Genomic DNA, 24,276 nt, shown 5'->3' on the forward strand with positions numbered 1-24,276 from the left:
TTGGTGAGATTGGTGAGGTTGGTGAGATTGGTGAGGTTGGTGAGGTTAGTGAGGTTGGTGAGATTGGTGAGATTGGTCTTGCTTTTTTGCTCTTTTGTGAAAACCATCGTTACTAATAGCAATTTTCTTATAAAAAAAGAGTAAAAAAACCACACCAAATCCTCAACAAATCCTCAACAAACCCAAACCAAACACCAAAAGCCAAACCCCAAAAGCCAAACCCCAATTATTTTCAGTATTTTTGTTTTTCCAATAGATAGTTCTATTCCAAGGAAATGTCTGCTAATTGAGGGAACTATGTTTGATTTTCGGTTGAAAGTTTTTTATACGGTGGCAAAAAGAGAAAGCTTTACAAAAGCGGCCAAAGAACTGTTGATTTCTCAACCAGCTGTATCTAAGCATATTCGAGAGATAGAGTCGCACTATCAAACCAAATTGTTTATGCGCGATGGAATTAACATCCGTCTGACGGAATCAGGTCAGTTGCTGTACACCTATGCAGAAGAAATTTTTTCTACCTACCGCAATTTGGAGTTTGATATGCATGCCCTCAATGCTAAAATGGATGGTAATCTGCGCATCGGAGCGAGTACAACGGTTTCTCAATACGTTTTACCGCCACTTTTAGCTGAATTTAGAGGTAAAGTACACGATATTCATCTCGATATTCTTTCAGAAAATTCAGCAGTTATTGAACAATTGCTACTCAGTAAAAACATAGATGTCGGCATTGTAGAAGGCTGTTCTAAAAATCCGCAAATTAAGTACATCGACTTTATTGATGATGAAATTGTCTTGGTTTGTCGTGCCGATAATCCTAAATTTAAAACTGGTATTATTGAACCACAAGAATTAAAAACGTATTCTTTCCTCTTGAGAGAGGCAGGTTCGGGAACCTTAGATGTGATCGAAAGAAATTTAAATCACGTGGGAATCTCCCTCAACCAATTGCGCAATGAGATGAATTTTTCTAGTACCGAAAGCATTAAGATGTACCTGAAACACTCCGATAGTTTTGCCTTTCTGTCTATTCACGCTATTCTCAAAGAATTAAAATACAATGAATTAGTGGTAGTTGATATCAATGGGTTAGATATTCGCCGAAAATTCAGTATTGTCCAACGCCAAGGACAAGAAAGTGCCTTAGTCGAATTATTTATCCGCTTTATTAAATCGTATAACCTAAAGTTATAGTCGATAACTATTATGTATTTTTTTCGCCTACTTGGATGATTGACCTTTGTAGGGTTGAAAATATAGATGTTATGACTACACACAATAGCAATACTGCCTTAGGAAGTAAAATTATCTTGATTGGCTTAGCTGTATTGAGTTTATTTCCTTTTATCTCCTCTGCAACCGCCTTGGTCTTGGGAATTATATACGCGCAAATTTTTGAAAATCCCTATAGCAGACAAACGAAGAAAGCTACGGGATTACTGCTCAAAGTAGCCGTTGTTGGTTTAGGGTTCGGCATGAATGTTTACAGTGCCTTAGCTGCGGGAAAAGAGGGTTTTGTGTTAACTGTTTTTTCCATTTTTTTGACGCTAGTTTTGGGATTTGGAATTGGTAAAATATTCAAAATAGATAAAAAAATATCCTATTTGATTTCGTCAGGAACAGCCATTTGTGGAGGAAGTGCCATTGCTGCAGTATCCCCTGTGATTGCAGCAGATGAAAAGCAAATCTCTGTGGCTTTGGGAATTGTATTTATCCTCAATTCAGTAGCCCTACTTATTTTTCCACCCATTGGCCATGCATTAGGGTTGAGTCAAGTGGACTTTGGACTCTGGTCAGCCATTGCGATTCACGATACGAGCTCTGTGGTAGGAGCTGCTGCTAAGTATGGAGATGAAGCCTTAGAGGTAGCTACAACAGTTAAATTAGCACGTGCTTTATGGGTAATTCCCATCGCATTCTTATCTACCATACTCTTTAAGAACAAAGGATCGAAAGTGAAAATCCCTTATTTTATTGGGTTGTTTGTCTTGGCCATGCTCGCTAATTCCTATATTCCTTTTATTCAGCCTTTAGAGCCTTATATTGTTGAATTATCTAAAGCTGCTTTGACGCTAACACTCTTTTTAATAGGAACTTCGCTATCTTTTAGAACGGTCAAAAATGTAGGTGCTAAACCGTTTATTGAAGGGGTATTGCTCTGGATCTTTATTTCGGTGAGTTCGTTGGCGTATATTTTGTATTTGTAAGTGGTAAGTGGTGATTGGTTAAAAGGAAAGAACAAAAGCAAAAAATGTGTGAAGGGTGATGAGTGAATAGAAATTTTTTTAAATAGATTAAGTCCTCAGAAAAACAACTCACAAAAAAGCACAAAAAAAAACGGCGATTTTACATCGCCGTTTTTTTTATAAGTTATACTTGAATAACGCCTAAGTTAAATGGTTTCTCGATTGGTGCATGGTTTGCGGCTTCGATTCCCATAGAAATCCATTTTCTGGTATCTAATGGATCAATAATAGCATCCGTCCAAATACGAGCAGCAGCGTAATAAGGCGACACTTGTTTGTCATATCTCGCTTTGATTTTATCGTATAATTTTTGTTCCTCTTCAGCAGATAAGGCTTCACCTTTTGCTTTTAAAGAAGAAGCTTCAATTTGCAAGAGTACTTTAGCTGCTTGCGCACCTCCCATAACGGCAAGTTCAGCACTTGGCCAAGCAAAGATTAAGCGAGGATCATACGCTTTTCCACACATAGCGTAGTTTCCAGCTCCATACGAGTTTCCAACTACAACCGTAAATTTAGGTACAACCGAATTGGATACGGCATTTACCATTTTTGCTCCATCTTTGATGATTCCACCATGTTCGGATTTAGAACCTACCATGAATCCTGTTACATCTTGTAAGAAGACCAAAGGAATTTTCTTTTGGTTACAGTTGGCAATAAAACGAGTGGCTTTATCTGCAGAATCTGAATAGATAACTCCTCCAAATTGCATTTCACCTTTTTTCGTTTTTACTACTTTACGTTGGTTAGCTACAATTCCAACCGCCCAACCATCAATACGCGCATAGCCCGTAATTAACGATTGACCATAACCTGCTTTATATTCTTCAAATTCAGATTCATCAACCAAACGCTTGATGATTTCCATCATATCATATTGCTCTGCACGTGATTTTGGCAAAATACCATAAATGTCATTTGGATCAGCCGCGGGTTTTTTAGCTGCAATTCGGTTATACCCCGCTTTGTCAAAATCGCCAATCTTATCCACAATGTTCTTAATGGTATCTAAGGCATCTTTATCGTCCTTTGCTTTGTAGTCTGTAACTCCTGAAATCTCACAGTGAGTCGTAGCACCACCTAAGGTTTCATTATCGATACTTTCTCCAATCGCCGCTTTTACTAAATAACTTCCCGCTAAGAAAATACTGCCTGTTTTATCCACGATTAAAGCTTCATCGCTCATAATGGGTAGGTAAGCACCTCCAGCCACACAGCTACCCATGACAGCTGCAATTTGCGTGATACCCATGCTACTCATGATGGCATTATTTCGAAAGATTCTTCCAAAGTGTTCTTTGTCTGGGAAAATCTCATCTTGTAGTGGTAAGTAAACACCAGCACTATCTACTAAATAAATAATAGGAAGTTTATTCTCAATCGCAATCTCTTGTGCGCGTAAATTTTTCTTTCCCGTAATCGGAAACCAAGCACCTGCTTTTACCGTAGCATCATTTGCTACGACGATACACTGTTTTCCTTTGATATAACCTATTTTGACTACAACACCCGCAGAAGGACATCCTCCGTGTTCTTCATACATCTCATCTCCAGCAAAAGCACCAATCTCAATACTATTTGTTTTTGGGTCTAATAGATAATCAATGCGTTCTCTGGCCGTCATTTTTCCTTGTTGGTGTAATTTTTCAATTCTTTTTTCACCTCCACCAAGTTTAACTTTTGCTAGTTTTCGTTTTAAATCTGAAAGCAATAACTTGTTGTGATCTTCGTTTTTATTGAAGTTAATATCCATAGTTATCTAGGTTGTTGTATAATATTATTAGTTTTCGCTAAAGTACAAAATAAAAATTTATAGGAATAGCAATCCAATTAATATTCACGAATGCTTAAATTTAAAGGGATTTGCAATAGAAAGTAAAGATTCCTAAAACACAGAACCTAGGAAATTGCTGTGATTTTGTTAAATTAGTTCGTTCATATAAAAAGTGAAGATATGCAAGTTCGAGATTTATTTGTGACTAATGCCCATCGGATAGCCCATGGGATGGTCAAGGGGCAAAATGAAAATTTAATTAATAAATAGTTGATATTCAGTTTGTTCTATTTATATGTAAGCATATGCGTTCCATGTATATTATTTTAATGTTACCTAATTGTTAAGTAGAAGTTGGGATATTTATCGTATGTTATATTTATAAGTTGTTGTTTATCAATATATAGAGGTGTAACTAGTAGGTAAAACAGGAGGAAAGGAGATTTTGACATAAAAATTAACGTTAAGGAAACATTAGCTTCATTTTATTGCGTAATTTTGTCGCTGTTTATAACATATATTTTATATAATGTCATTGAATAACATTTTTCAATTTTTAGTTCCCAAGGACAAAACATTTTATCCTTTATTTGAACAAGCAGCTGTAAAGCTTAAAAAATTATCAGAAACGCTGAATGAGGCTGTCCATACACCAGCCAAGGAAAGAGAGAAATTACTAAAAGATGTTGAGGTAATTAAGGTAGAAATCGAAGCGATTGCACAAAAAACAAGAATTGAATTAGGAAAGAACTTTATCACTCCTTTTGATAGAGAAGATATTCACAATTTGATTACAGCAGTTGATGACGTAGCGGATCATTTATCCGATGCGGCATCTCGTATGAGATTGTATCAAATTGATAAAATTACCAAACCTTTGCGTAAATTGACAGAAGCGAATTTAGAGGCTTGTAGTGAAGTGCACAAAGGACTATTGCATTTGAAAGATTTAAAAAAGCTAGAAGAGTTAGCAACTGTATGTAAAAATATTTCGCGCTTGGAACGAAAAGCGGATAAGGTTTTTGATAAGGCCGTAGCCGATATTTTCGAAAATGAAAATAACGCGATCGAAATTATAAAATACAAAGAGGTAATGGTGGCTTTAGAAACGGCTACAGATAGCTGTAGAGACGTAGCTAATGTTTTAGAAACTGTTATCGTTAAATACTCTTAATGATCTAGCGCACGTATATGGAATTTTTTACAGAAATATTGAGTAATCAGAGTGGGATATTGCTAATTGTCATTATTGTATTAGCCCTTGGATTTGATTATATCAATGGTTTTCACGATGCCGCAAACTCGATTGCTACGATTGTAACAACTCGAGTATTGACACCTTTTCAAGCGGTTTTGTGGGCAGCAGCATTTAACTTCGTGGCCTATTTTATTTCCCTCTATATCATTGGTGAATTTAAAATTGGTAATACTATTGCCAAATCTGTCAATGAGAACTTCATTACCTTAGAAGTTATTTTTGCTGGATTAATTGCTGCAATTATCTGGAATTTAGCTACCTGGAAATTAGGTATTCCTTCTTCTTCGTCTCATACCTTAATTGGAGGATTCATCGGTGCAGCGGTTGCGCATGCAGGTGGTTTCTCAATCGAAGGCGTGGATGTAGTGGTGTATTCAAAAGTAATCCCGATTTTCCTATTTATTTTTGGTGCTCCTTTACTTGGTTTACTATTGGCTTACTTTATTACAATAGGCATTATGTGGATTTGTAGAAACCAAAATCACTACAAATGTGAGAAGTGGTTTAAACGACTACAATTAGTTTCTTCAGCTCTATTTTCTTTGGGACATGGAGGAAATGATGCACAAAAAGTGATGGGTATTATCGGAGCAGCTGTAATTTTTTATCACATTAATGTAGATATGGATCCAGATTATCTAGTAGAAGGGGTAGATACGTTCAAAGTATTCGTAGAGCATTGGTGGTGGGTACCTTTAGCGTCTTTCTTATTCATTGGTTTAGGAACACTATCAGGAGGATGGAAAATTGTTAAAACCATGGGGAGTAAGATTACAAAAGTAACACCTTTAGAAGGTGTTGCAGCTGAAACTGCTGGGGCTGTTGCCTTATATGTAACGGAACATTTAGGAATCCCAGTTTCAACTACACATACAATTACTGGTTCAATTATTGGAGTAGGTGTAACTAAGCGAGTATCTGCCGTACGTTGGGGGGTTACGATTAACTTGTTATGGGCTTGGGTGTTAACCATACCTGTGTCAGCCATGATTGCCATGATTGTTTATTACATTGTATCAGCAGTGATTTAATTAGAAACAACTTTTATTATATAGTAAAAAGGAATGATTGAACGATCATTCCTTTTTTTTGTGCCAATCGGATTTTTTTTGACTCTTATTTTTGATAAATTTTTGCTGTGAAATACTAGGTTTAATAGAAGTAAATGGGGTGTTTTTGAAAAGTAAAAAACACTTGTTTTTTAAAAAAATGTACCTTTTTTACCTTGTAAAAACGTAAATCTAAATTTACTTTTATGTTTTTACGTTTTGTTATTCCCTACTTTCTTTTCTGTATTTATTTTGTATAAGGAAAATAAAGATATAGTGCGGTTGGTTTGTTGAGAACAATGAATGAAACAGCAGAGACTTATCTTTACTTTTCCACATATTATTAGCAATAAAAAATGAAAGAATGAGAACAAAGAGAATGGCTTTATTTCTACTATTCGGTTCGGTTGGTTTAGTTCAAGCCCAGCAAAATCTAGGTATTGGAACAGCGGAACCGCATGAAGCTACAATGTTAGAAATTAGGTCAATAAATAGAGGCGTGTTAATTCCGAGAATAGCGTTAAATGAAAATACGGTCCTAAAAGGAGGAAGAAATCCTTTAAGTGCCCTAGTTTTTAACAATGGATTAGGTGATATAAAGAAAAGGGGATTTTATTTTTGGACAGCTAGTCAGTGGGAATTATTAGCTTTAAATTCTGATGTTACTGCTGAGATTAGCAGAGTAGATCAGCGTATAGATGAGATTAAAATGCCTTCCTTAATTGTCAGCGAAGTAGCGGTACCTACAAACGAAGTAATCGATAATAAGCGAGTATATATTGGACGATATGCCATTGAAGTTGTATCACCTCAGCATACATCTTTACCCTATAATACTACATTCAAAGAGCCAATAGTGATTAACAATCTTTCAAAAGTGATTCAGGCCGATATTTACGATGTTACAGGAGAGTTAGTGTTGCAAAATATTACTGCTATTTCTACAACTTCCCAAGGGGTTTCTTTTTATTTCGGAATGAAACATATGTATACCACACTTCCTACGGGAAGGTATCAAGTTCAATTGAAATATCTCTCTACCATAGCTGCGAATTAAAAAAATCATAGTCATATAAGATGAAGAAAATTATAGTACTCGCTATGTTGTTTATAGTAACTGCACTTAGCGAAATTCATGGACAAACCGTAATTGGAGGGGCAACTTATCCAGTAGAAGGGGCTTTGTTGGATTTAAAAGAATATCAAGCAAATACAGAGAATACAACAGCGAATAAAGGATTGTTACTCCCTCGTGTCAAGTTGACAAGTTTAACTAGTTTAGTGCCGTTGATACAAACAGAGACTGTAGCAAATAAGAAGGAGCATATTGGTTTACAGGTGTATCATATTGGAAATGATGATATTCCAGCAGGAGTAAAAGTGTGGAATGGTGTGATGTGGACAGGAGGAGCTAGTAATGAGCCAGCTCCTTGGATTTATATGCCAGCGTTTCCTATTCAAATGCACCATACAACAGAACAAAAGATTGATCTCTATGCCGAATATAAAAGACAAATTGGAGATATCAGTGCCATGACGATTTGGGAAGAAAATGAAGTGAAGTTTGTAGTCACAGCCTATGACTCGTTGGCCTTTAGTACAGCTCCTATCATTAAAATAGAGAACGAAAAACAGTATTTGGTCTATAAAGCAGCTCCGAATAGACTGACAGCATCTAGTTATTTGAACATAATCATTGTGAAAATCTAATGAAAAAGAAAATCTGTATTTTGTTGTGCTCCCTGACTTTTTTTTCTGCATTCAACTTAGTGCATGCACAGTTGCCTTATACTAATACCGCTTTTTCCATCGATGAGTTTGGTCTGTTTTTATCTTCTGGAGAGGTTAAATTTCAAGGAAAAGGAGCTGAATTAACAACAAAGGCAAATGAAACCAATGGTATATTCCTCAGTGATTTAGTGTTGGTTTCTGAACGAGGGTTTATTCTTGGATTTGATTATTTAATGACAGGATCTGGAGGAAGCATGGTGGACAAGGGAGCTAATGGCCTTGCTCTGGTTGTTTTTGATGCAACAGAAGTTAACCCAACTATAGGATCCAAAACATCAGGTCTTGGGTATAGTTATAGCCAATCCTATTCCTCAAAATTTTCTGTTCTTGGATTATCTAAGGGGTTTTTGAGTGTGGGATTTGATTTATATGGAGATTCAAAAGAACGTTTAACGCTTGATCATGAGTTTAGAAACGGAATTTATACCCAAGGTAGACAACAAAATCACGTCACAGTTCGAGGCCAAGGAAATCGATTAGAAGGATATCCTGTTTATTTATCCCAAAGCGTAACGAATATAAATGAGCGCTACAAACTCAATATAGAAACAGGGGAATATTTAACTGCTTTTGAAGCTCCAGATCCTAAAGGTTTTTCTTTTAAATTAAGAGAAAATAATGCAAATAATGAAGTAGATAGTAATGCTGGTTTTGGACACCCTTCCTATCGAAGGGTCGTTGTGAGTTTATTACCCAGTAGTAAATTACGAGAAAACGGATTTTATTTAAATGTTGATATCACGCATGGTAGTGAAACAAGTCGAGTGGTGAATTCGCTTTTTATTCCTTCAAAGGGAAATATCACCTACAAGGAAGTAAGGTCAACAACAGGAGATGTATTAAAAACGTACAGAATAAATTGTCCCACACAATTTAAGATTGGATTTACAGCCACTACTGGAGCGATATATCAAAAGCATATTGTGAGAAATATATATTTAAGCCTCCCTTTTGCTCCTTTGGTAAAGGATGTACGGGTGTCAGCCGCTTGTAAAGATCATACCACAACTTTTGATGCCTTAATTAATAGTGTAGGGTTTGATACCAATAAATATGTGAGCGGACAGCAAATGGAGTCCTTGGGGGGCAAAGAACATTTAGACCTCTATAGTTTTCAATTTTTAACGCAAATAGATAATAAACAGATCAATACGTTAGAACCTTATGTTGCGACTACTGCTGCGGGACGATATGAGTATAATCCCAAAACAGGGGAAGTCGTTTTTACTCCTGTAAAAGGAATGCTAGCGACTAGTGATAAGGTATATTTTAGTATAAAAAACAAAAAGAAAGTAGTGGGCACGACAAATTTAGGTGGGGAACAATATCGTTCTGAAATAGCAGCGATTGAATTGGACTTTACGCTGAATTGCAATGATGTCCTTATGGTCAATGGAGGTGCCTTTTAAAAAGCAGAATATGAAAATAAATCGAAGAACCAAAATATACTTTTTACTAGGGCTGGTAGTAGGATTGAATAGCACATTGTTTTATGCTCAATATCCTTATTCTAATTCGGGACAGAAAGGAGACGATTTTAAGTTAATAGGGGAGAGTAGTCCTGGATTAATTACTTATACCTCAAAGGGAATAAAACTAGTAGATGGACAACATCAGTTTGTTGGTATCTATTTAGATCAATTGAGTTTTACTACAGAAAAAGGTTTTATTTTAGAATTTGAATTTGGGTTGGATCAAGGAAGGTTAGAAGGAAATAAGTATGGAGATGGTATCTCTGTGGTGTTGTTTGATGCCAATGAAATGCATCCTCAAACGGGAGATAAGGGAGGAGCTTTGGGATATGCCCATACACAGCGAAAAAATGGAAACCATACTGCAGGTTTTTCCAAAGGTATGTTTGGACTTGGTTTAGACCTTTATGGAAGTTATAAGCGAACGATGAATTACAATGATGAAGTAAGAAATGGAGTAGGAAATGCTAGAGAAAATGATGGGAACTTTGTTGTACTCAGAGGCCCCCATAATCCCAATAATTTATATGAAGGATACCCAGTTCTATTTGCTGTAAATACAGTACAAAACCTAAACTATTACCTAAATATAGATAATGGAAAGTTTATCAGTACACAAAGTGGAGTTGTTGGGAAACGCTTTTCGATTCGCAGTGGTCGGGAAGTGGCGAACCCCGGGGAAGAAGGCTATCGAAAAATAAGAGTTGCTTTTATTCCAGGATTTGATGAGGCTAGTAGAAAACAAGGTTTTTTTATCTCTGTTAATATTGTGAATGGAAGTTATGATTCTTCTATTGTTCGAAATTTCTTTGTACCCAAAACAGGAATAATTAAATATGGGGAGCAATTAGCAAATGAGACATTTCCTGATAGAAGATTGAATATCGCTATGCCTGCTTCAATGAAACTAGGGTTTACAGGTGGTACTGGAGCGGCTTCTATTCGGGCACATATTCGAAATATAGTACTCGTTTTGCCATTTTCGCCCGTGGTACAAGATATCAGTATCCCCAATGTTATTCGAACTAGGCCTTTTGTTTGTGAACCATTATATAGTGCCTTTGGATATGATACCAATGTATTTAAGCTTTTTGATCCACCAAGTCCGTCAACGGTGTTTTTAGATTTTGCATCTTTTCGCTTTAAAATTTTGGATGAAGCAACAAAAACCTATGTGGTGAATAGTGATCCTCACCAATTAGTGGTACCAAATGTGGGAACTTATAGTTATAACGTAAATAATGGAGAAGTAACCTTCAGCCCTGTGCCCAACTTTCAAGGAGATAGTCATACCTTTTACTATGATATTAAGAATAAAAAGCCAGCAGAAGGGGTAGATATTAGCACGGAGGAATACCGCTCAACAACTGCTTCGGTAACGTTGAGTTTTACCGATGATATTCCACTCTATCGCAATCCGCCTTTGATTGTAAATAAAGGAGTGAAGAAGATAAGAGAGGATTAGTATGGATCTCTCGGGGTGTAGAAACGACGCTTTGGTGTCTAATATGGAATAAGGTAGTTATAAAAAAAGCCAATCACTGCAGTGATTGGCTTTTTTTATGACTATTTATTGAAAAGGCTTACAAATGGAAGGCCTTTTTGATGTCTTCTACACGATCTAATTTCTCCCAAGTAAATAATTCTACTTCTACTTGTTTGGTCTCTCCACCAGGTCTTGTAAACGTTTTAGTAACTAGTTGTGGTTTGCGTCCCATATGCCCGTAAGCAGCAGTTTCACTGTAGATTGGATTACGTAATTTTAAACTTGTTTCAATAAAATAAGGACGTAAATCAAATAGTTCACTGACTTTTTTAGCAATTTCTCCATCTGTAAGATTTACTTTAGATGTTCCATAGGTGTTTACATAAATACCTGTTGGTTTTGCAATACCAATGGCATAAGAAACTTGTACTAATACTTCTTCTGCAACACCAGCAGCAACTAAGTTTTTTGCTATGTGACGCGTAGCATAAGCTGCACTGCGGTCTACTTTACTTGGGTCTTTTCCAGAAAAAGCCCCTCCACCATGTGCTCCTTTTCCTCCATAGGTATCAACAATAATTTTTCTTCCTGTTAATCCCGTATCTCCGTGAGGCCCTCCAATGATGAATACACCTGTCGGATTGATTAAGAATTCAATCTCTTCCTTTGATGCAAATAAGTACTGATATTGTGGGTATTTTGCTAATACTCGTGGAATTAAAATCTCAATAATATCCTTTTTAATTTGCGCTTGCATCGCTTGTTCTGCCGCTGCTTTTGCTTCTGCTGTATCATTTGCCGCTTGAATGAAATCATCGTGTTGGGTAGATAATACAATCGTTACAATACGAACTGGCTTATTATCGTCATTGTATTCTAATGTCACCTGACTTTTTGCATCTGGACGTAGATACGTTACTTCGCTATTTTCTCTGCGGATTACCGCTAATTCTTGTAGTAATTTATGCGATAAATCTAAAGCCAAAGGCATATAATCCTCCGTCTCCGTCGAGGCATAACCAAACATCATTCCTTGATCTCCCGCTCCTTGATCTTCTTTACTCGCGCGCTCAACTCCTTGGCTGATTTCCGCAGATTGCTCATGAATCGCAGATAAAATACCACATGAATTACCATCAAACATATACTCACTCTTCGTGTAACCAATCTTGTTGATTACATCACGAGCAATTTGCTGTACATCTAAATAGGTTTTTGATTTTACTTCTCCAGCAAGGATTACCTGTCCTGTAGTAACTAAGGTCTCACAAGCTACTTTCGATTCTAAATCAAAAGCTAAGAAATTGTCAATTAAAGCATCTGAAATTTGATCTGCAATTTTATCAGGATGTCCTTCACTTACAGATTCGGATGTGAAGTAATACGCCATATTATTTGTTTTTTTAATGTTTTAAAAAAAGAGGAAATGGCTAAAGTGAAGATACAATATATTCTGCTTTAGCATTTTTTACCGAGGTTGCAATCAGTACAAATTTTTCCTCCCGTGAAATTCACTGCAAATGTATTAACTATTTTTTAATCTAGACAAATTTTATCCTTTTTTATATTCCTCTTAACGATTATATGATTTTTATTAATCCCAGACAAATACCCCTTGATATGAATTAGATATGAAACAGTTAGGACTATAAAATCCTTAAAAAATGTTAGGTTTTTTTTAAATTGATAAAAATATAGAGGTTTATTGCTTTATTTACATTTTAAAAGCCATTTTTGGTTACATTTGTTTCGAATTATTATCGTATTAATCGCGTAAAAATGAGACTACATAATATAGACGATCAAAAGTCCATGACTCCGCAAATGGCGCTGTCTTTTTTAAAAGAAGGAAACAAACGATTTGTTGAAAACTTAAAAGCCCATGCGAATTTACTAGAACAAGTAAATGAAACCAAAGAAAGCCAATTCCCTTTTGCTATTGTATTGAGCTGTATTGATAGCCGTACTTCTGCTGAACTAATCTTTGACCAAGGATTGGGGGATGTGTTCAGCACGCGTATTGCCGGAAATGTATTGAACGAAGATATCATTGGATCCATGGAATTTGCCTGTAAATTAGCAGGTTCTAAATTAATTGTGGTACTTGGACATTCCCACTGTGGTGCAATTACGGGTGCTTGTAAAGAGGTCAAATTAGGACATTTGAGCAATTTGTTAGCAAAAGTAGAACCTGCAGTAGATCACGTAAAAAGATATTATCCCGACTTAGATATTAAATCGAAAGAAGGAGTGGATATGGTTGCTTTTTACAATGTAGAATACACCATCAATCATATCCTAACCAAGAGTAGCGTACTTTGTGAAATGTACGAAAAAGGAGAAATTGGTATTGTAGGCGCTTTCTATAAAGTGGAAACAGGAGAAGTAGATTTCGTGAAGGAAATGTTTGTTGAATAAAAGAAGAGGTTTTGAAACACAACGAATTTTACAAAAAAATACTGGAGAATAACAAAGCTTGGGTAGAAGAAAAACTAGCAATCAATCCAGAATATTTTAAACGCCTTTGTCACAGACAAACACCGCCTGTTTTATGGATTGGATGTTCAGATAGTCGAGTGCCAGCTAACGAAATTATTGGAGCTGAACCAGGTGATGTATTTGTACATCGAAATATCGCCAATATGGTAATTCACTCTGACATGAATATGCTCAGCGTACTCGATTATGCGGTGAATATTCTAAAAGTAACCAACATTATTGTATGTGGACATTACGGATGTGGAGGAGTGGAAGCAGCCATGAAGAACGAATCATATGGGTTAATCGACAATTGGATCAGACACATCAAAACTGTATATCGCTTGCACAACGTTGAATTAGACGGTATTGACGATACCACCGAACGATTTAATCGATTCGTGGAATTAAATGTACAAGAACAAGTATATGATTTAGCTAAAACCTCAATTGTACAAGGAGCTTGGGCTAGAAATCAAGACTTGAGTATTCACGGTTGGGTATATGGTTTAAACTCGGGTTATGTTACAGATCTTGAAGTAAATGTAACAAGTAACCAGGATTTAGATGAAGTATACCAACTTCGTTTTAAAAAAATTTAATCCTCTGAATCCAAATTCTCATTAAAGGAAGAGGGAAGAAGTGAAGGGATAAATTTTAATATAATAGGAAGTAAAATTGTACCGCCAGGTAATAAAAATATTGCAAGAGAAGGAATTGTTTTAATAACCTCTAAGGTTTGTTTCTTAATCAATTTCTTTTCTTGTATATCTAAATTTCGATGCGTCGAATCCATCAACAATTGCATTAATTGTTTGTTCTTTTGAATTTCTTTTATAATACGTCCTTTATTTCGCCCTACTAAAAACTCGACATAATTTGTCGAATTATTAATCATATTATTGAATAAGTTCGATGATTTTAAGTAGAAGTAATGGTAGTTGTTTTGCTGTAAAAATAACATAAAACAGCTGCGACTATCGTTAATTTGTTCTGGTGTAAAAGCTAATCTAGTAAAGGGCTCATCAGTAAAATCTGGCAAATCAAGAGTTTTTAGCTCATTGTTCCAAGAACTACACATAACAATATCCAGCAGTAAACTTGATTCCAAATAGGAAGATTGTACTTCCATAATTTCGTCAATCGAAAAATCGTTAGGGTTATCTAGGAAGTGAACTTCCGTATTTTTATGCCCTTGGGTGTGATTTAAGATAGACTGAATTAAATCCTCTAAATATACATGGTAGAGATTGGGATGAATCTTTTCTGTCAAATAGGTTTCAAAGGTCAACAGATAGATAGACAAAACCAGTAAATTCAATACAATGGTATTGCTTTTGGACTGCGAAAAGAAATGCTCTTTCCACTTGATAGCGAAGAGATGCTCTAAACGCGCATAGGTATTTTTATCTTCAAATAAACTGGAGAAAAAATTAGTTTTATGTGGAACAAATAGCTGATAAAAATCAAGCAAACGACTGATAAACTCATCCGTAGTATGTGTAGGATATTGGAAGAAATAGATTTTCTCTAACAGCTGTAAGAAACAAATCTTAGCAAACTCTTCTTGGGTATAATCAAAAGTTGTGTAAATCGCTGGAAATCCGCTGGGATTGATTTGACCAAAACTAAAACCAGTCGCTCTAATCTCATGGGCTAATTCCGTCGTATTAGTAGCCTTAAAAATAGCATATTTATCTTGCTCGGCGAAGTATTTTTTTATCCAGCCACTTGTTGATGGGTTCATAAATACAAAATGCGTTTATCGAAAAGGTTGGAAATAGCCTTATCGCTATTTCCTTACCATTTTACTTGTTTTTCAATTGCTTTAATCATCTCCATAGCAATATCTTTATTTGTTGCTCCTTCGATGCCCTCTAATCCAGGAGAAGAGTTTACTTCTAGTAGTAAAGGACCTTTGGCAGAGCGAATGATATCCACTCCTGCCACTTTTAAATTCATAGCCTTCGCAGCGCGAATTGCAATGCGCTTTTCCTCTGGAGTCACTTTAATAATTGAAGCAGTACCTCCTAAGTGGATATTGGCTCTAAATTCGCCTGGAACTGCTTCTCGTTGAATCGCTGCAACGACCTTGCCATCCACCACAAAACAACGAATGTCTTTTCCATTGGCTTCTTTGATGAATTCTTGAACTAAGATATTGGCATTAAGGCTCTTGAATGCGTTAATTACACTTTCTGCAGCTTTCTTCGTCTCTGCTAAAACGACGCCTTTTCCTTGGGTACCTTCTAATAGCTTAACAATCAACGGACTTCCACCAACCATTTTAATTAAATCATTCGTATCCAAAGGAGAATTGGCAAATCCCGTAGTAGGTATATCAATGCCATGATTGAGTAGTAATTGCAACGAAAATAATTTATCTCGTGATTGTGCAATAGCGGCAGCACTATTTAAGCTGTACACTTTTAAAGATTCAAAATGACGCGTTAAAGCACAACCATAATAGGTCATACTAGGGCGAATACGCGGAATAACAGCGTCAAAATCATTCAATACACGACCCCCTCTATAGTGAATTTCGGGTTGATTGGCGTCTAACTTCATATAGCAATACTTTAGATTTAAGAAGTGCATTTCATGTCCTCTTAATTCACCTGCCTCAATGATGCGTTTATTGCTGTAAAGTTCAGGATTGCTCGCTAATAACCCAATTCTTAGCCCATTTTTCGCTTCTTTGGGCTTGTTGTAGTATTCGTCTAACTTTTCAACTGTGGGTTGACCCAATAAAAAGTGTTTCTCTGGATCAACTAATATACGTCCACCCATCGCTTCTCTTCCCAAGAGCATGCGATACCCCATAGAGTCTCTATTGGTCAGGGTTAACTCGATATCCCACGCTGTTTCACCAAAACTGAGAATCGTTCGGATAACATAGCGAGATTCTCTAGTCCCACTAGAGCTCTTGACAATTCTTTTATCCACTACCTTAGCTTCACAATGTATAATTGTCTTGCCATTATTCTGTAAGGGATTTACATCAAACTTGACCCATTTTTCTCCTTCTTTTTCAAAAGCATGGATATTTACCGCATGTAAGGCAGAAGTCTTTGCTCCTGAGTCTACACGGGCTTTAATCGCTGGGATATTTAATGTAGAGAAAGAACACCATTCTTCACTACCAACAATGAGTTTATCTACCATTCTATTTAATTATTCAACCGCGAAAGTACTACTTAAAGCAATTGCTATGACGTAATAAAGATAAAAAAATAAAAAATAACGTTTAAATAACATGCCAGCTTTCTTTCGTCTAAAAACACGAAACGATAAAAAAGAAAAACCTGCTAATTAGCAGGTTTTTTTGTTTTTATTTTAATCTGTAAAACGTCTTCTTTTTCATCTTTAGGTGCGTCAAGCGTAATCGTATCACCTACAACTAATTTGGCATTTACAATTTCTTCGGCAATTGGATCTTCAATATACTTCTGAATGGCTCGCTTCAACGGTCGAGCTCCATATTGTTTGTCAAAACCTTTGTCTGCAATAAAGTTCTTCGCTTTGTCTGTGAGATTTAGTTTGTATCCTAAATCGTCAATGCGCTGGAACAATTTAGCCAATTCAATATCGATAATCGAGTGAATATGCTCCTTCTCTAACGAATTAAATACGACAATATCGTCAATTCTATTTAAGAATTCCGGTGCAAACGCTTTTTTCAATGCGCTTTCAATCACAGATTTGCTGTGCTGATCGGTTTGTTCTTTACGCGATTGCGTACCAAAACCAACCCCTTGACCAAAATCTTTTAACTGGCGAACCCCAATATTAGACGTCATGACGATAATTGTATTTCTAAAATCGACTTTGCGGCCTAAGCTGTCCGTTAAGTGTCCATCATCCAATACTTGTAATAACATATTGAAGATATCTGGATGTGCTTTTTCAATTTCGTCAAATAGAATAACACTATAAGGTTTTCTGCGTATTTTCTCCGTCAATTGTCCTCCTTCTTCATAACCAACATACCCTGGAGGCGCTCCAATCAAACGAGATAGGGCAAATTTTTCCATGTATTCACTCATGTCAATGCGAATTAACGCATCTTCAGAATCAAAGAGCTCTTTGGCAATTACTTTAGCTAGTTGGGTTTTACCCACTCCTGTTTGCCCTAAGAATATAAAAGATCCAATAGGTTTGTTCGGGTCTTTTAATCCCGCGCGATTACGTTGAATCGCTTTGGCAATTTTACCTACTGCTTCGTCTTGTCCGATTACCTTTCCTTTGATAATAGAAGGAAGGTTAGCCAACTTGGTAATCTCTTTTTCTGCAATTCGGTTCACTGGAATACCCGTCATCATAGACACGACATCGGCAACATCATCCTCGGAAATCATAATGCGATTGTCTTTCACTTCTTTTTCCCAAGCTTCTTGAGCAATCTCTAATTCCTTTTCAATGTTTTTCTCTTTGTCTCGTAGATTCGCTGCTTCCTCATACTTTTGCTTTTGAACCATCGCGTTTTTGTTCTCGCGAACTTCTTCTAACTCCTGTTCTAAATGCAGTATGTTTTGAGGCACATTGATATTCGTAATATGAACACGAGATCCTACTTCATCCAAAGCATCAATCGCTTTGTCTGGCAAGAAACGATCCGTCATATAGCGGTTTGTTAATTTGACACAAGCTTCAATCGCCTCGTCTGTATAACTCACGTTGTGGTGACTCTCGTATTTGTCTTTGATGTTGTGTAAAATAATAATCGTTTCCTCTACAGAAGTAGGTTCTACTAATACTTTTTGGAAACGTCGTTCTAAAGCTCCGTCTTTTTCAATGTGCTGTCTAAACTCATCTAGGGTAGTGGCACCAATACATTGAATTTCCCCTCTTGCAAGAGCGGGTTTAAACATATTGGAAGCATCAAGAGAACCTGTAGCTCCACCTGCACCTACAATAGTGTGAATCTCGTCGATGAATAAAATGATGTCGGTGTTCTTTTCTAATTCATTCATCACCGCTTTCATGCGCTCTTCAAACTGTCCCCTGTATTTTGTTCCTGCAACTAAACTGGCCAAATCTAATGTAACTACGCGCTTGTTGAATAAAACACGCGATACTTTTTTCTGAACAATTTTTAAAGCCAATCCCTCTGCTATAGCTGATTTTCCTACTCCAGGTTCACCAATTAACAAGGGGTTGTTCTTCTTTCTTCGACTCAAAATCTGAGAAACACGCTCAATTTCTTTCTCTCGTCCAACTACTGGATCTAACTTACCGTCAATCGCCATCTCTGTTAAATCTCGCCCAAAATTATCTAAAACAGGTGTTTTACTTTTTTTATTAGGCGCAGTAGATTGCGTGTCAGATTTTTTACCGCCAGAACTGTCATTTTGTCCGGATTCTTCAAAGGTTTCCGCTTTTGGACTGTGGAAGATATCTTCTTCGTCCGCTTTCGGTTTCTCTTCAGAAAGAAATTCAACATAATATTTCTTGATGTTCTCGTAGTCCACATTCATTTTGTTGAGTATCTGCGTAATCGGATCTTCGTTGTTCTTTAATATACACAAAAGTAAATGCGCAGAAGTAACTTCTACGTTCTTGAATACTTTAACTTCTAAGTAAGTGAGACGCAAGGCCCTCTCTGCCTGTTTAGTGAGATAAAGAGATCCCTTCTCGTTTACCGCTGTCTTTGTAGAAGAGTAAGGTGTTAAATTCTCAACTTTATGTCGTAAAAAATCAATGTCTACTTCTAAGTTTTGGAGAATTGTTGATGCTTCACCTTGCTCAATTCTCAATAAGGCTAATAAAAAGTGTTCAGTTCCTATAAAGTCATGACCTAGACGTAATGCCTCGTCCTTACTAAAGGAAATAACATCTTTTATTTCTTGTGAAAAATTTTCGTCCATATTAACTGAATTTAGGTGATTATTTGTTTGATACCTGTATGAAGGCAAAAAGCATACCTAGTTGCTAAACATTGCCCTTCTGTCATACGCTAATTGACAAAAAAAAAATGGTAAATAAAAATATTATAGATTCTTTTTTCGTAGAAGTAGTCGGTATGGAAGGAGAAAGAGAAAGGAATGACTATAAAAAGTACGCAAGCAAACGAAAGGTATGCCGAAAGTACGGGAGAGAAAAATAAATCGAAACAAGAAAAGGGAAAATAAAAAAAAGAATGAATGGCGTTTAATAGAAAGAGAAGTAAAGTTAAATAATGTTTTAAAATAAAAAATAAAGAATAAAGAATAAAGATAAGACTAAAAATAAAAAACTAAATATAGATATGATTTAGTTTAGGTGAATCTAAAATATAATAATTCGATATAGCTAAAATTATTTTTAGCTTGTGTTAAAATTAAAGTTACTTATTTTTTTATCTAGGTTTGTATGTTGTGAAAGTTCCGTCTTTATAAAAAACAACAATCTGTTCGATGTCTGAGGATGTGAAAAAATCGGGCATCGGTTTAGGTAATTCAACCTCTTTTTTGATTGCTTCAACGGAAGGAGAAGTAGGAGAATTTGGTGTTTCAATTTGACGTTCAGGTGAAAATAAATCCGTCGATGGAGGCGTGTAATCTCCTTGTTTTTTTTCACCAGAAAAGGAGCCAATTCCCTTAATTAACCACTCGAGATTAAGCTCGGGAAAAGTATCGTTTATCTTTAAAATAAAATCCAAACTCGCTTTGTTTCTTCCGGATAGAATATGAGATAAACTCGAGCGCTGAACGCCAATTTTATCCGCAAAAGCAGAGGCAGATAGTTCAAAATGTTCAAGCAAAAATTCTAATCTGTTTACAAAATTTTCCATGAATACAAATGTATATTTTTCTGACTAATAGTTTACAAATGTAATAAAAATAATGAATTAACAAATGTATACAAGTGGAATCGAATGTAAATGTATTGAATATAAGGTTTAGATGAATGACTATAATACATTGATTTTTAAATAATAACTTTGTATTTAATAATTTTGTAAAATCTTAGCGTATTGATTGAAAGGAGAGCAGGATGAGTTGTTGACAAATGTAAAATAAGAAACATAAAATTATGTTTACAAATGTAAAAGATGAAATGTTTACATTTGTAATATTGTAAACAGAAGCAAAATGATGAACGAATTAAAGCGAGCGAATACCTACAAAGTACCAACTATCACTGGACGCTATATAACCAACGAAAAAGTAATCGATTTTCTACAAGACTTAAACCATTACTTTAAGGTTAGGGTGATTGGAAAATCAGTGGAAAATCGCCCCATTTATACCGTGCAATTTGGACAAGGAAAAACGAAAGTTTTAATGTGGTCTCAGATGCATGGAAATGAATCGACCACAACAAAAGCAGTGTTAGATTTACTTCGTTATTTAAACGAAGCAGACGATGAACAGGTCGCTTTGTGGAAGGAGAAATTTACCTTGACAATTGTTCCTATTTTAAATCCAGATGGCGCGTTTTATTATACACGTGTCAATGCAAATCAGGTAGATTTAAATCGCGATTCTGTGGATTTGAGTCAGCCTGAAAGTAAAATTTTACGTCAGTTGTTAGAGGAAATACAACCTGATTATGCATTTAACTTGCACGATCAACGCAGTATTTTTGGGGTTGGTGAGACGGGAAAATCAGCGGCGATTTCATTTTTAGCTCCGGCTTTTAACGAACAAAGAGCGTTGAATGAGACGCGAAAAAAGGCAATTCGATTAATTGTAGCGATGAATAAAGCAGTGCAAGAAATCGCTCCCGGACACGTTGGTCGATTCGATGATGCGTTCAACCTCAATTGTATTGGAGATTATACTCAAGCAAGGGGGATTCCTACTATATTAATAGAGGCGGGACATCTTCATGGTGATTATCAAAGAGAAAATACCCGTACCTTAGTTGTTGTAAGTTTAGGACGCGCTTTAGCGACACTAGCTGCTAAGGAGGAGCAAGTGGATGATAATTTAACAAATTGTGATCAAGATCTCGCAACCTATTTTTCACTTCCTGCGAACGTTAAGAACTTTTGCGATGTCGAATTGAGAAGTGTCCGAATTCCTTCATCTGAAAGAAAATTTATAGTGAAAATTCAATATAAAGAGATATTAATGGAGGGAAGTGTTAAATTTTGTCCCATTATTGTGGATATTGATAAAAAAGGGAGTAAATTTGTGCATACATTAATAGAAAAGGAGTGTATATTAAAATCTTTCATTGACGAACCAAACCAGATTTTAGATCAGAATTTTGAGGATGTTGTAGCGTTATCAGTCGAAGAGGTTAATTATTTATTAAAAAAATAGGTAAAATTGCTATTTTTTGAATAAATAAGATTTTTTTTTATTATTATTGTACTGAAATATAGATTTAGAATTAACATAAATAATTGATTTATGAGTAAGTTTCGTTTAGATGAAATCGATCACCAGATCTTAGATATGCTGATCGATAATACGAGAGTGCCTTTTACAGATATCGCTAAGAAATTATTAATTTCAGCAGGTACGGTTCACGTACGTGTGAAAAAAATGGAAGATGCTGGAATTATCCAGGGGTCTTCATTAACCCTTGATTATGAAAAATTAGGATATGCATTTATTGCTTATATCGGTATATTTTTACATAATACTTCACAAACTAAATTTGTTTTAGAGCGTATTAATGAAATTCCATATGTGACAGTTGCTCACGTAACTACTGGAAAATTCAACGTATTCTGCAAAATTAGAGCAAAAAATACACGCCACGCGAAAGAAGTTATCTATATGATTGACGATATCGACGGAGTGTACAGAACAGAGTCAATGATTTCTTTGGAAGAAAGTATCAACGACAAAAAACGATTAATGCATACAATTTTTAAAGAATTGTAATCAATTTTTTTAAAAAGTAAATGAATAAAAAACTGCCTTTGTGCAGTTTTTTTTTATATTCGTTTTTTATATTTTAAAAAAATGGATTCGTTAACTCAAATTGTTTTAGGAGGTGCTGTAGGAAATGCGCTATTGGGAGAAAAGCTAAAAAACAAAGCAGTTTTATATGGTGCAATAGCAGGGACTATTCCTGATTTAGATGTGCTGGCTATTTTTTTTACTGATCCAATACGCGCCTTAGAATTCCATCGAGGCATTACTCATTCTATATTATTCGCTATTTTTGGAGCTTTCCTCTTCGGCTTTTTTCTCTATTGGATGGAAAAGAAAAGAGGAGTGACCTATGAGGAAGGGGTTTGGCTCTTTTTCTGGGGATTCTTTACCCATGCGGCACTTGATGTCTTTACGACTTGGGGAACCCGTGTTTTGTGGCCCTTAGACTACTCCTTTGCTTTTAAATCTATCTTTGTGATAGATCCTCTTTATACCTTGCCTTTTCTTTTTTTTCTCATTCGCTCGATGCGCGAAAAAACAGATATGAAACGCCGATTGCGCCTGAATCGTTTAGGACTCTATGTCAGTAGTGCTTATTTAGGACTTACGCTTTTGTTGAAAGCTATTGCCTTTTATAGCTTTACAGATGCTTTAGATCAGCAACAGGTTACGTATAAGGCTATGTCGGTGAAACCAACGGTGATGAATACCATCTTGTGGACAGCTATTGTGGAAACGGAAGAGGCTTTCTTAATTGGTGAACATTCGTTTTTTAGCTCGGCGCCTATTGTTTTTAAATCATACCCTAAGAATAAAGGGCTAATACGCGGCTTGGAAAAACACAATTTGATTCATCGTCTCGTTCGTCTATCAGAAGGATATTATACGTTTTCAGAAGTGAATAATGAAATTTACTTTAACGATTTGCGCTTCGGAGTATTAAAAGAGGAGGGAGGTGAAGTGCAGTTTGCCTTTAGTTATCAATTTTACTTGGATGATAAGGGAGAGTTAAATGCGAAAGAGGTCAAAAAGGATCGACGAGATGGGGTTAAATTGTTGAAGTCTATCGGACGAAAGATTGTTGGTTTAGAAGAAGATTAAGGGAGAATAGTTATATTTGAAGAAAAAATAAGATGAAGATCGTTGTGTCCCCTGCTAAGAGCTTGGATTATACTACTAAAGTACCTGTTACGGCTACTACCGAGCCTTTGTTTATAAAAGAAAGTAAAAGAATCCATGCGGTGTTGAAAGAAAAAACAACGGCTGAGTTGATGGAATTGATGAAGATTTCTTCAAATCTAGCGGAATTAAATTGGCAGCGTAATCAGGAACGTGTCTATAAGAAAAGTAAAAAGAATGAAGCGGATTTTAGGCAAGCAGTGTATGCATTTAGTGGGGATGTGTATGTAGGATTAGATGCGTATACCTTAACAGCACCTAAAGTGGAGCGCTTGCAAGATACCTTGCGCATCTTGTCAGGATTGTACGGAATTCTTCGTCCATTGGATGAGATTGAGCCTTATCGATTAGAAATGGGAACTAAGATGCCTATTGGTGATCAAACAAATCTTCCTGCTTTTTGGAAGCCTGTAATCGTTGATTACTTAAATAAGGAGATGAAAGAGGGAGAGCTCTTAGTTAATCTGGCAAGTAATGAATACTTCAGTGCGATCGATCAAAAGAAATTGAAAGCCACGCTTGTGGTACCTGAATTTAAAGAATTGAGAGATGGTAAGCTAAAAACGATTAGTTTTTATGCGAAAAAAGCAAGAGGAATGATGGTGCGCTATATTATCGATAATGATATCCAGGATATTCAGGGGTTAAAGCAGTTTAATCTAGAAGGATATGCTTGGTCTGAAGCAGCATCAACAGCGAATAATTTGATATTTACAAGATAATAAAA

General features: G+C 35.9%; 20 protein-coding genes. 14 read left to right on the forward strand and 6 right to left on the reverse strand.

All coding sequences use genetic code 11. The features are described 5' to 3' along the window. Nucleotides 1-297 precede the first annotated feature (297 nt). Complete coding sequence (locus ACLJX0_RS00515) at nucleotides 298-1,194, forward strand: LysR family transcriptional regulator (RefSeq protein ID WP_410877639.1); 897 nt, start codon at nucleotides 298-300, stop codon at nucleotides 1,192-1,194. A gap of 71 nt (nucleotides 1,195-1,265) precedes the next feature. Continuing rightward, a complete protein-coding gene (locus ACLJX0_RS00520) occupies nucleotides 1,266-2,207 on the forward strand; it encodes a YeiH family protein (RefSeq protein WP_410877640.1) in 942 nt (313 codons plus the stop codon). Nucleotides 2,208-2,370: 163 nt separating this feature from the next. On the opposite strand, the gene ACLJX0_RS00525 is transcribed toward ACLJX0_RS00520, so the two are convergent. Continuing rightward, complete coding sequence (locus tag ACLJX0_RS00525) at nucleotides 2,371-3,999, reverse strand: acyl-CoA carboxylase subunit beta (protein WP_410877641.1); 1,629 nt, start codon at nucleotides 3,997-3,999, stop codon at nucleotides 2,371-2,373. Between the two features lie 550 nt (nucleotides 4,000-4,549). Between ACLJX0_RS00525 and ACLJX0_RS00530 the strand changes: the two genes are divergently transcribed. From ACLJX0_RS00530 to ACLJX0_RS00555, 6 genes are all read left to right on the forward strand, one after another. Continuing rightward, nucleotides 4,550-5,194 (forward strand): DUF47 domain-containing protein, encoded by a 645-nt coding sequence (locus tag ACLJX0_RS00530; RefSeq protein ID WP_182626090.1) that lies wholly within the window; start codon nucleotides 4,550-4,552, stop codon nucleotides 5,192-5,194. A 17-nt stretch (nucleotides 5,195-5,211) separates the two neighbouring features. Continuing rightward, nucleotides 5,212-6,309, forward strand: a complete 1,098-nt coding sequence (locus tag ACLJX0_RS00535) for an anion permease (RefSeq protein ID WP_410877642.1) — start codon at nucleotides 5,212-5,214, stop codon at nucleotides 6,307-6,309. Between the two features lie 382 nt (nucleotides 6,310-6,691). Then, nucleotides 6,692-7,384 carry a hypothetical protein gene (locus tag ACLJX0_RS00540; protein ID WP_410877643.1) on the forward strand — a complete coding sequence of 231 codons (693 nt, stop codon included), beginning with the start codon at nucleotides 6,692-6,694 and terminating at the stop codon, nucleotides 7,382-7,384. 20 nt (nucleotides 7,385-7,404) lie between these two features. Beyond that, nucleotides 7,405-8,037: a hypothetical protein gene (locus ACLJX0_RS00545; RefSeq protein WP_410877644.1), complete on the forward strand. Its 633-nt coding sequence runs from the start codon at nucleotides 7,405-7,407 to the stop codon at nucleotides 8,035-8,037. Beyond that, nucleotides 8,037-9,527, forward strand: a complete 1,491-nt coding sequence (locus ACLJX0_RS00550; protein WP_410877645.1) for a hypothetical protein — start codon at nucleotides 8,037-8,039, stop codon at nucleotides 9,525-9,527. Before ACLJX0_RS00545 ends, ACLJX0_RS00550 begins: the two co-directional genes overlap by 1 nt. Nucleotides 9,528-9,537: 10 nt before the next feature. Further along, a complete protein-coding gene (locus ACLJX0_RS00555; RefSeq protein ID WP_410877646.1) occupies nucleotides 9,538-11,055 on the forward strand; it encodes a hypothetical protein in 1,518 nt (505 codons plus the stop codon). A gap of 118 nt (nucleotides 11,056-11,173) precedes the next feature. Here the strand turns inward: ACLJX0_RS00555 and metK are convergent, their stop codons facing one another. After that, entirely contained in the window at nucleotides 11,174-12,466 is a 1,293-nt protein-coding gene (metK, locus tag ACLJX0_RS00560; RefSeq protein WP_410877647.1) for a methionine adenosyltransferase, read from the reverse strand. Between the two features lie 389 nt (nucleotides 12,467-12,855). On the opposite strand from metK, the gene ACLJX0_RS00565 reads away from it, so the two are divergent. After that, nucleotides 12,856-13,494, forward strand: a complete 639-nt coding sequence (locus ACLJX0_RS00565) for a carbonic anhydrase family protein (RefSeq protein ID WP_410877648.1) — start codon at nucleotides 12,856-12,858, stop codon at nucleotides 13,492-13,494. Nucleotides 13,495-13,505: 11 nt separating this feature from the next. Then, nucleotides 13,506-14,156 carry a carbonic anhydrase gene (locus ACLJX0_RS00570; RefSeq protein WP_158963125.1) on the forward strand — a complete coding sequence of 217 codons (651 nt, stop codon included), beginning with the start codon at nucleotides 13,506-13,508 and terminating at the stop codon, nucleotides 14,154-14,156. Here the strand turns inward: ACLJX0_RS00570 and ACLJX0_RS00575 are convergent. From ACLJX0_RS00575 to ACLJX0_RS00590, 4 genes are all read right to left on the reverse strand, one after another. Then, on the reverse strand, nucleotides 14,153-15,301 hold the full coding sequence (locus ACLJX0_RS00575) for an LETM1-related biofilm-associated protein (RefSeq protein ID WP_410877650.1): 1,149 nt from the start codon (nucleotides 15,299-15,301) through the stop codon (nucleotides 14,153-14,155). The two genes, ACLJX0_RS00570 and ACLJX0_RS00575, sit on opposite strands and share 4 nt — an antisense overlap. A gap of 53 nt (nucleotides 15,302-15,354) precedes the next feature. Beyond that, nucleotides 15,355-16,719, reverse strand: coding sequence for a 30S ribosomal protein S6--L-glutamate ligase (gene rimK / locus ACLJX0_RS00580; RefSeq protein ID WP_410877652.1), 1,365 nt, complete (start codon nucleotides 16,717-16,719; stop codon nucleotides 15,355-15,357). A 143-nt stretch (nucleotides 16,720-16,862) separates the two neighbouring features. Continuing rightward, nucleotides 16,863-19,421, reverse strand: coding sequence for an ATP-dependent Clp protease ATP-binding subunit (locus ACLJX0_RS00585; RefSeq protein WP_410877654.1), 2,559 nt, complete (start codon nucleotides 19,419-19,421; stop codon nucleotides 16,863-16,865). A gap of 470 nt (nucleotides 19,422-19,891) precedes the next feature. Continuing rightward, entirely contained in the window at nucleotides 19,892-20,326 is a 435-nt protein-coding gene (locus ACLJX0_RS00590) for a helix-turn-helix domain-containing protein (RefSeq protein ID WP_410877656.1), read from the reverse strand. 301 nt (nucleotides 20,327-20,627) lie between these two features. On the opposite strand from ACLJX0_RS00590, the gene ACLJX0_RS00595 reads away from it, so the two are divergent. From ACLJX0_RS00595 to yaaA, 4 genes are all read left to right on the forward strand, one after another. Next, nucleotides 20,628-21,806, forward strand: coding sequence for a M14 metallopeptidase family protein (locus ACLJX0_RS00595; RefSeq protein ID WP_410877658.1), 1,179 nt, complete (start codon nucleotides 20,628-20,630; stop codon nucleotides 21,804-21,806). Nucleotides 21,807-21,896: 90 nt separating this feature from the next. Continuing rightward, on the forward strand, nucleotides 21,897-22,376 hold the full coding sequence (locus ACLJX0_RS00600) for an Lrp/AsnC family transcriptional regulator (protein ID WP_002985664.1): 480 nt from the start codon (nucleotides 21,897-21,899) through the stop codon (nucleotides 22,374-22,376). An 81-nt stretch (nucleotides 22,377-22,457) separates the two neighbouring features. Beyond that, complete coding sequence (locus ACLJX0_RS00605; RefSeq protein WP_410877660.1) at nucleotides 22,458-23,471, forward strand: metal-dependent hydrolase; 1,014 nt, start codon at nucleotides 22,458-22,460, stop codon at nucleotides 23,469-23,471. Nucleotides 23,472-23,503: 32 nt separating this feature from the next. After that, the gene (gene yaaA, locus ACLJX0_RS00610) at nucleotides 23,504-24,271 is read left to right on the forward strand and encodes a peroxide stress protein YaaA (RefSeq protein ID WP_410877662.1); all 768 of its coding nucleotides are present in this window, start codon (nucleotides 23,504-23,506) and stop codon (nucleotides 24,269-24,271) included. The last annotated feature ends 5 nt before the right edge of the window (nucleotides 24,272-24,276 follow it).

The organism is Myroides sp. DW712 (assembly GCF_046557355.1).
Lineage (GTDB): Bacteria > Bacteroidota > Bacteroidia > Flavobacteriales > Flavobacteriaceae > Flavobacterium.

What these genes read in the sequence shown, in the direction of transcription:
- ACLJX0_RS00515 (WP_410877639.1), top strand. Translation starts at nt 298, where the DNA reads ATGTTTGATTTTCGGTTGAAAGTTTTTTATACGGTGGCAAAAAGAGAA.
- ACLJX0_RS00520 (WP_410877640.1), top strand. Translation starts at nt 1,266, where the DNA reads ATGACTACACACAATAGCAATACTGCCTTAGGAAGTAAAATTATCTTG.
- ACLJX0_RS00525 (WP_410877641.1), bottom strand. Translation starts at nt 3,999, where the DNA reads ATGGATATTAACTTCAATAAAAACGAAGATCACAACAAGTTATTGCTT.
- ACLJX0_RS00530 (WP_182626090.1), top strand. Translation starts at nt 4,550, where the DNA reads ATGTCATTGAATAACATTTTTCAATTTTTAGTTCCCAAGGACAAAACA.
- ACLJX0_RS00535 (WP_410877642.1), top strand. Translation starts at nt 5,212, where the DNA reads ATGGAATTTTTTACAGAAATATTGAGTAATCAGAGTGGGATATTGCTA.
- ACLJX0_RS00540 (WP_410877643.1), top strand. Translation starts at nt 6,692, where the DNA reads ATGAGAACAAAGAGAATGGCTTTATTTCTACTATTCGGTTCGGTTGGT.
- ACLJX0_RS00545 (WP_410877644.1), top strand. Translation starts at nt 7,405, where the DNA reads ATGAAGAAAATTATAGTACTCGCTATGTTGTTTATAGTAACTGCACTT.
- ACLJX0_RS00550 (WP_410877645.1), top strand. Translation starts at nt 8,037, where the DNA reads ATGAAAAAGAAAATCTGTATTTTGTTGTGCTCCCTGACTTTTTTTTCT.
- ACLJX0_RS00555 (WP_410877646.1), top strand. Translation starts at nt 9,538, where the DNA reads ATGAAAATAAATCGAAGAACCAAAATATACTTTTTACTAGGGCTGGTA.
- metK (WP_410877647.1), bottom strand. Translation starts at nt 12,466, where the DNA reads ATGGCGTATTACTTCACATCCGAATCTGTAAGTGAAGGACATCCTGAT.
- ACLJX0_RS00565 (WP_410877648.1), top strand. Translation starts at nt 12,856, where the DNA reads ATGAGACTACATAATATAGACGATCAAAAGTCCATGACTCCGCAAATG.
- ACLJX0_RS00575 (WP_410877650.1), bottom strand. Translation starts at nt 15,301, where the DNA reads ATGAACCCATCAACAAGTGGCTGGATAAAAAAATACTTCGCCGAGCAA.
- rimK (WP_410877652.1), bottom strand. Translation starts at nt 16,719, where the DNA reads ATGGTAGATAAACTCATTGTTGGTAGTGAAGAATGGTGTTCTTTCTCT.
- ACLJX0_RS00585 (WP_410877654.1), bottom strand. Translation starts at nt 19,421, where the DNA reads ATGGACGAAAATTTTTCACAAGAAATAAAAGATGTTATTTCCTTTAGT.
- ACLJX0_RS00590 (WP_410877656.1), bottom strand. Translation starts at nt 20,326, where the DNA reads ATGGAAAATTTTGTAAACAGATTAGAATTTTTGCTTGAACATTTTGAA.
- ACLJX0_RS00595 (WP_410877658.1), top strand. Translation starts at nt 20,628, where the DNA reads ATGATGAACGAATTAAAGCGAGCGAATACCTACAAAGTACCAACTATC.
- ACLJX0_RS00600 (WP_002985664.1), top strand. Translation starts at nt 21,897, where the DNA reads ATGAGTAAGTTTCGTTTAGATGAAATCGATCACCAGATCTTAGATATG.
- ACLJX0_RS00605 (WP_410877660.1), top strand. Translation starts at nt 22,458, where the DNA reads ATGGATTCGTTAACTCAAATTGTTTTAGGAGGTGCTGTAGGAAATGCG.
- yaaA (WP_410877662.1), top strand. Translation starts at nt 23,504, where the DNA reads ATGAAGATCGTTGTGTCCCCTGCTAAGAGCTTGGATTATACTACTAAA.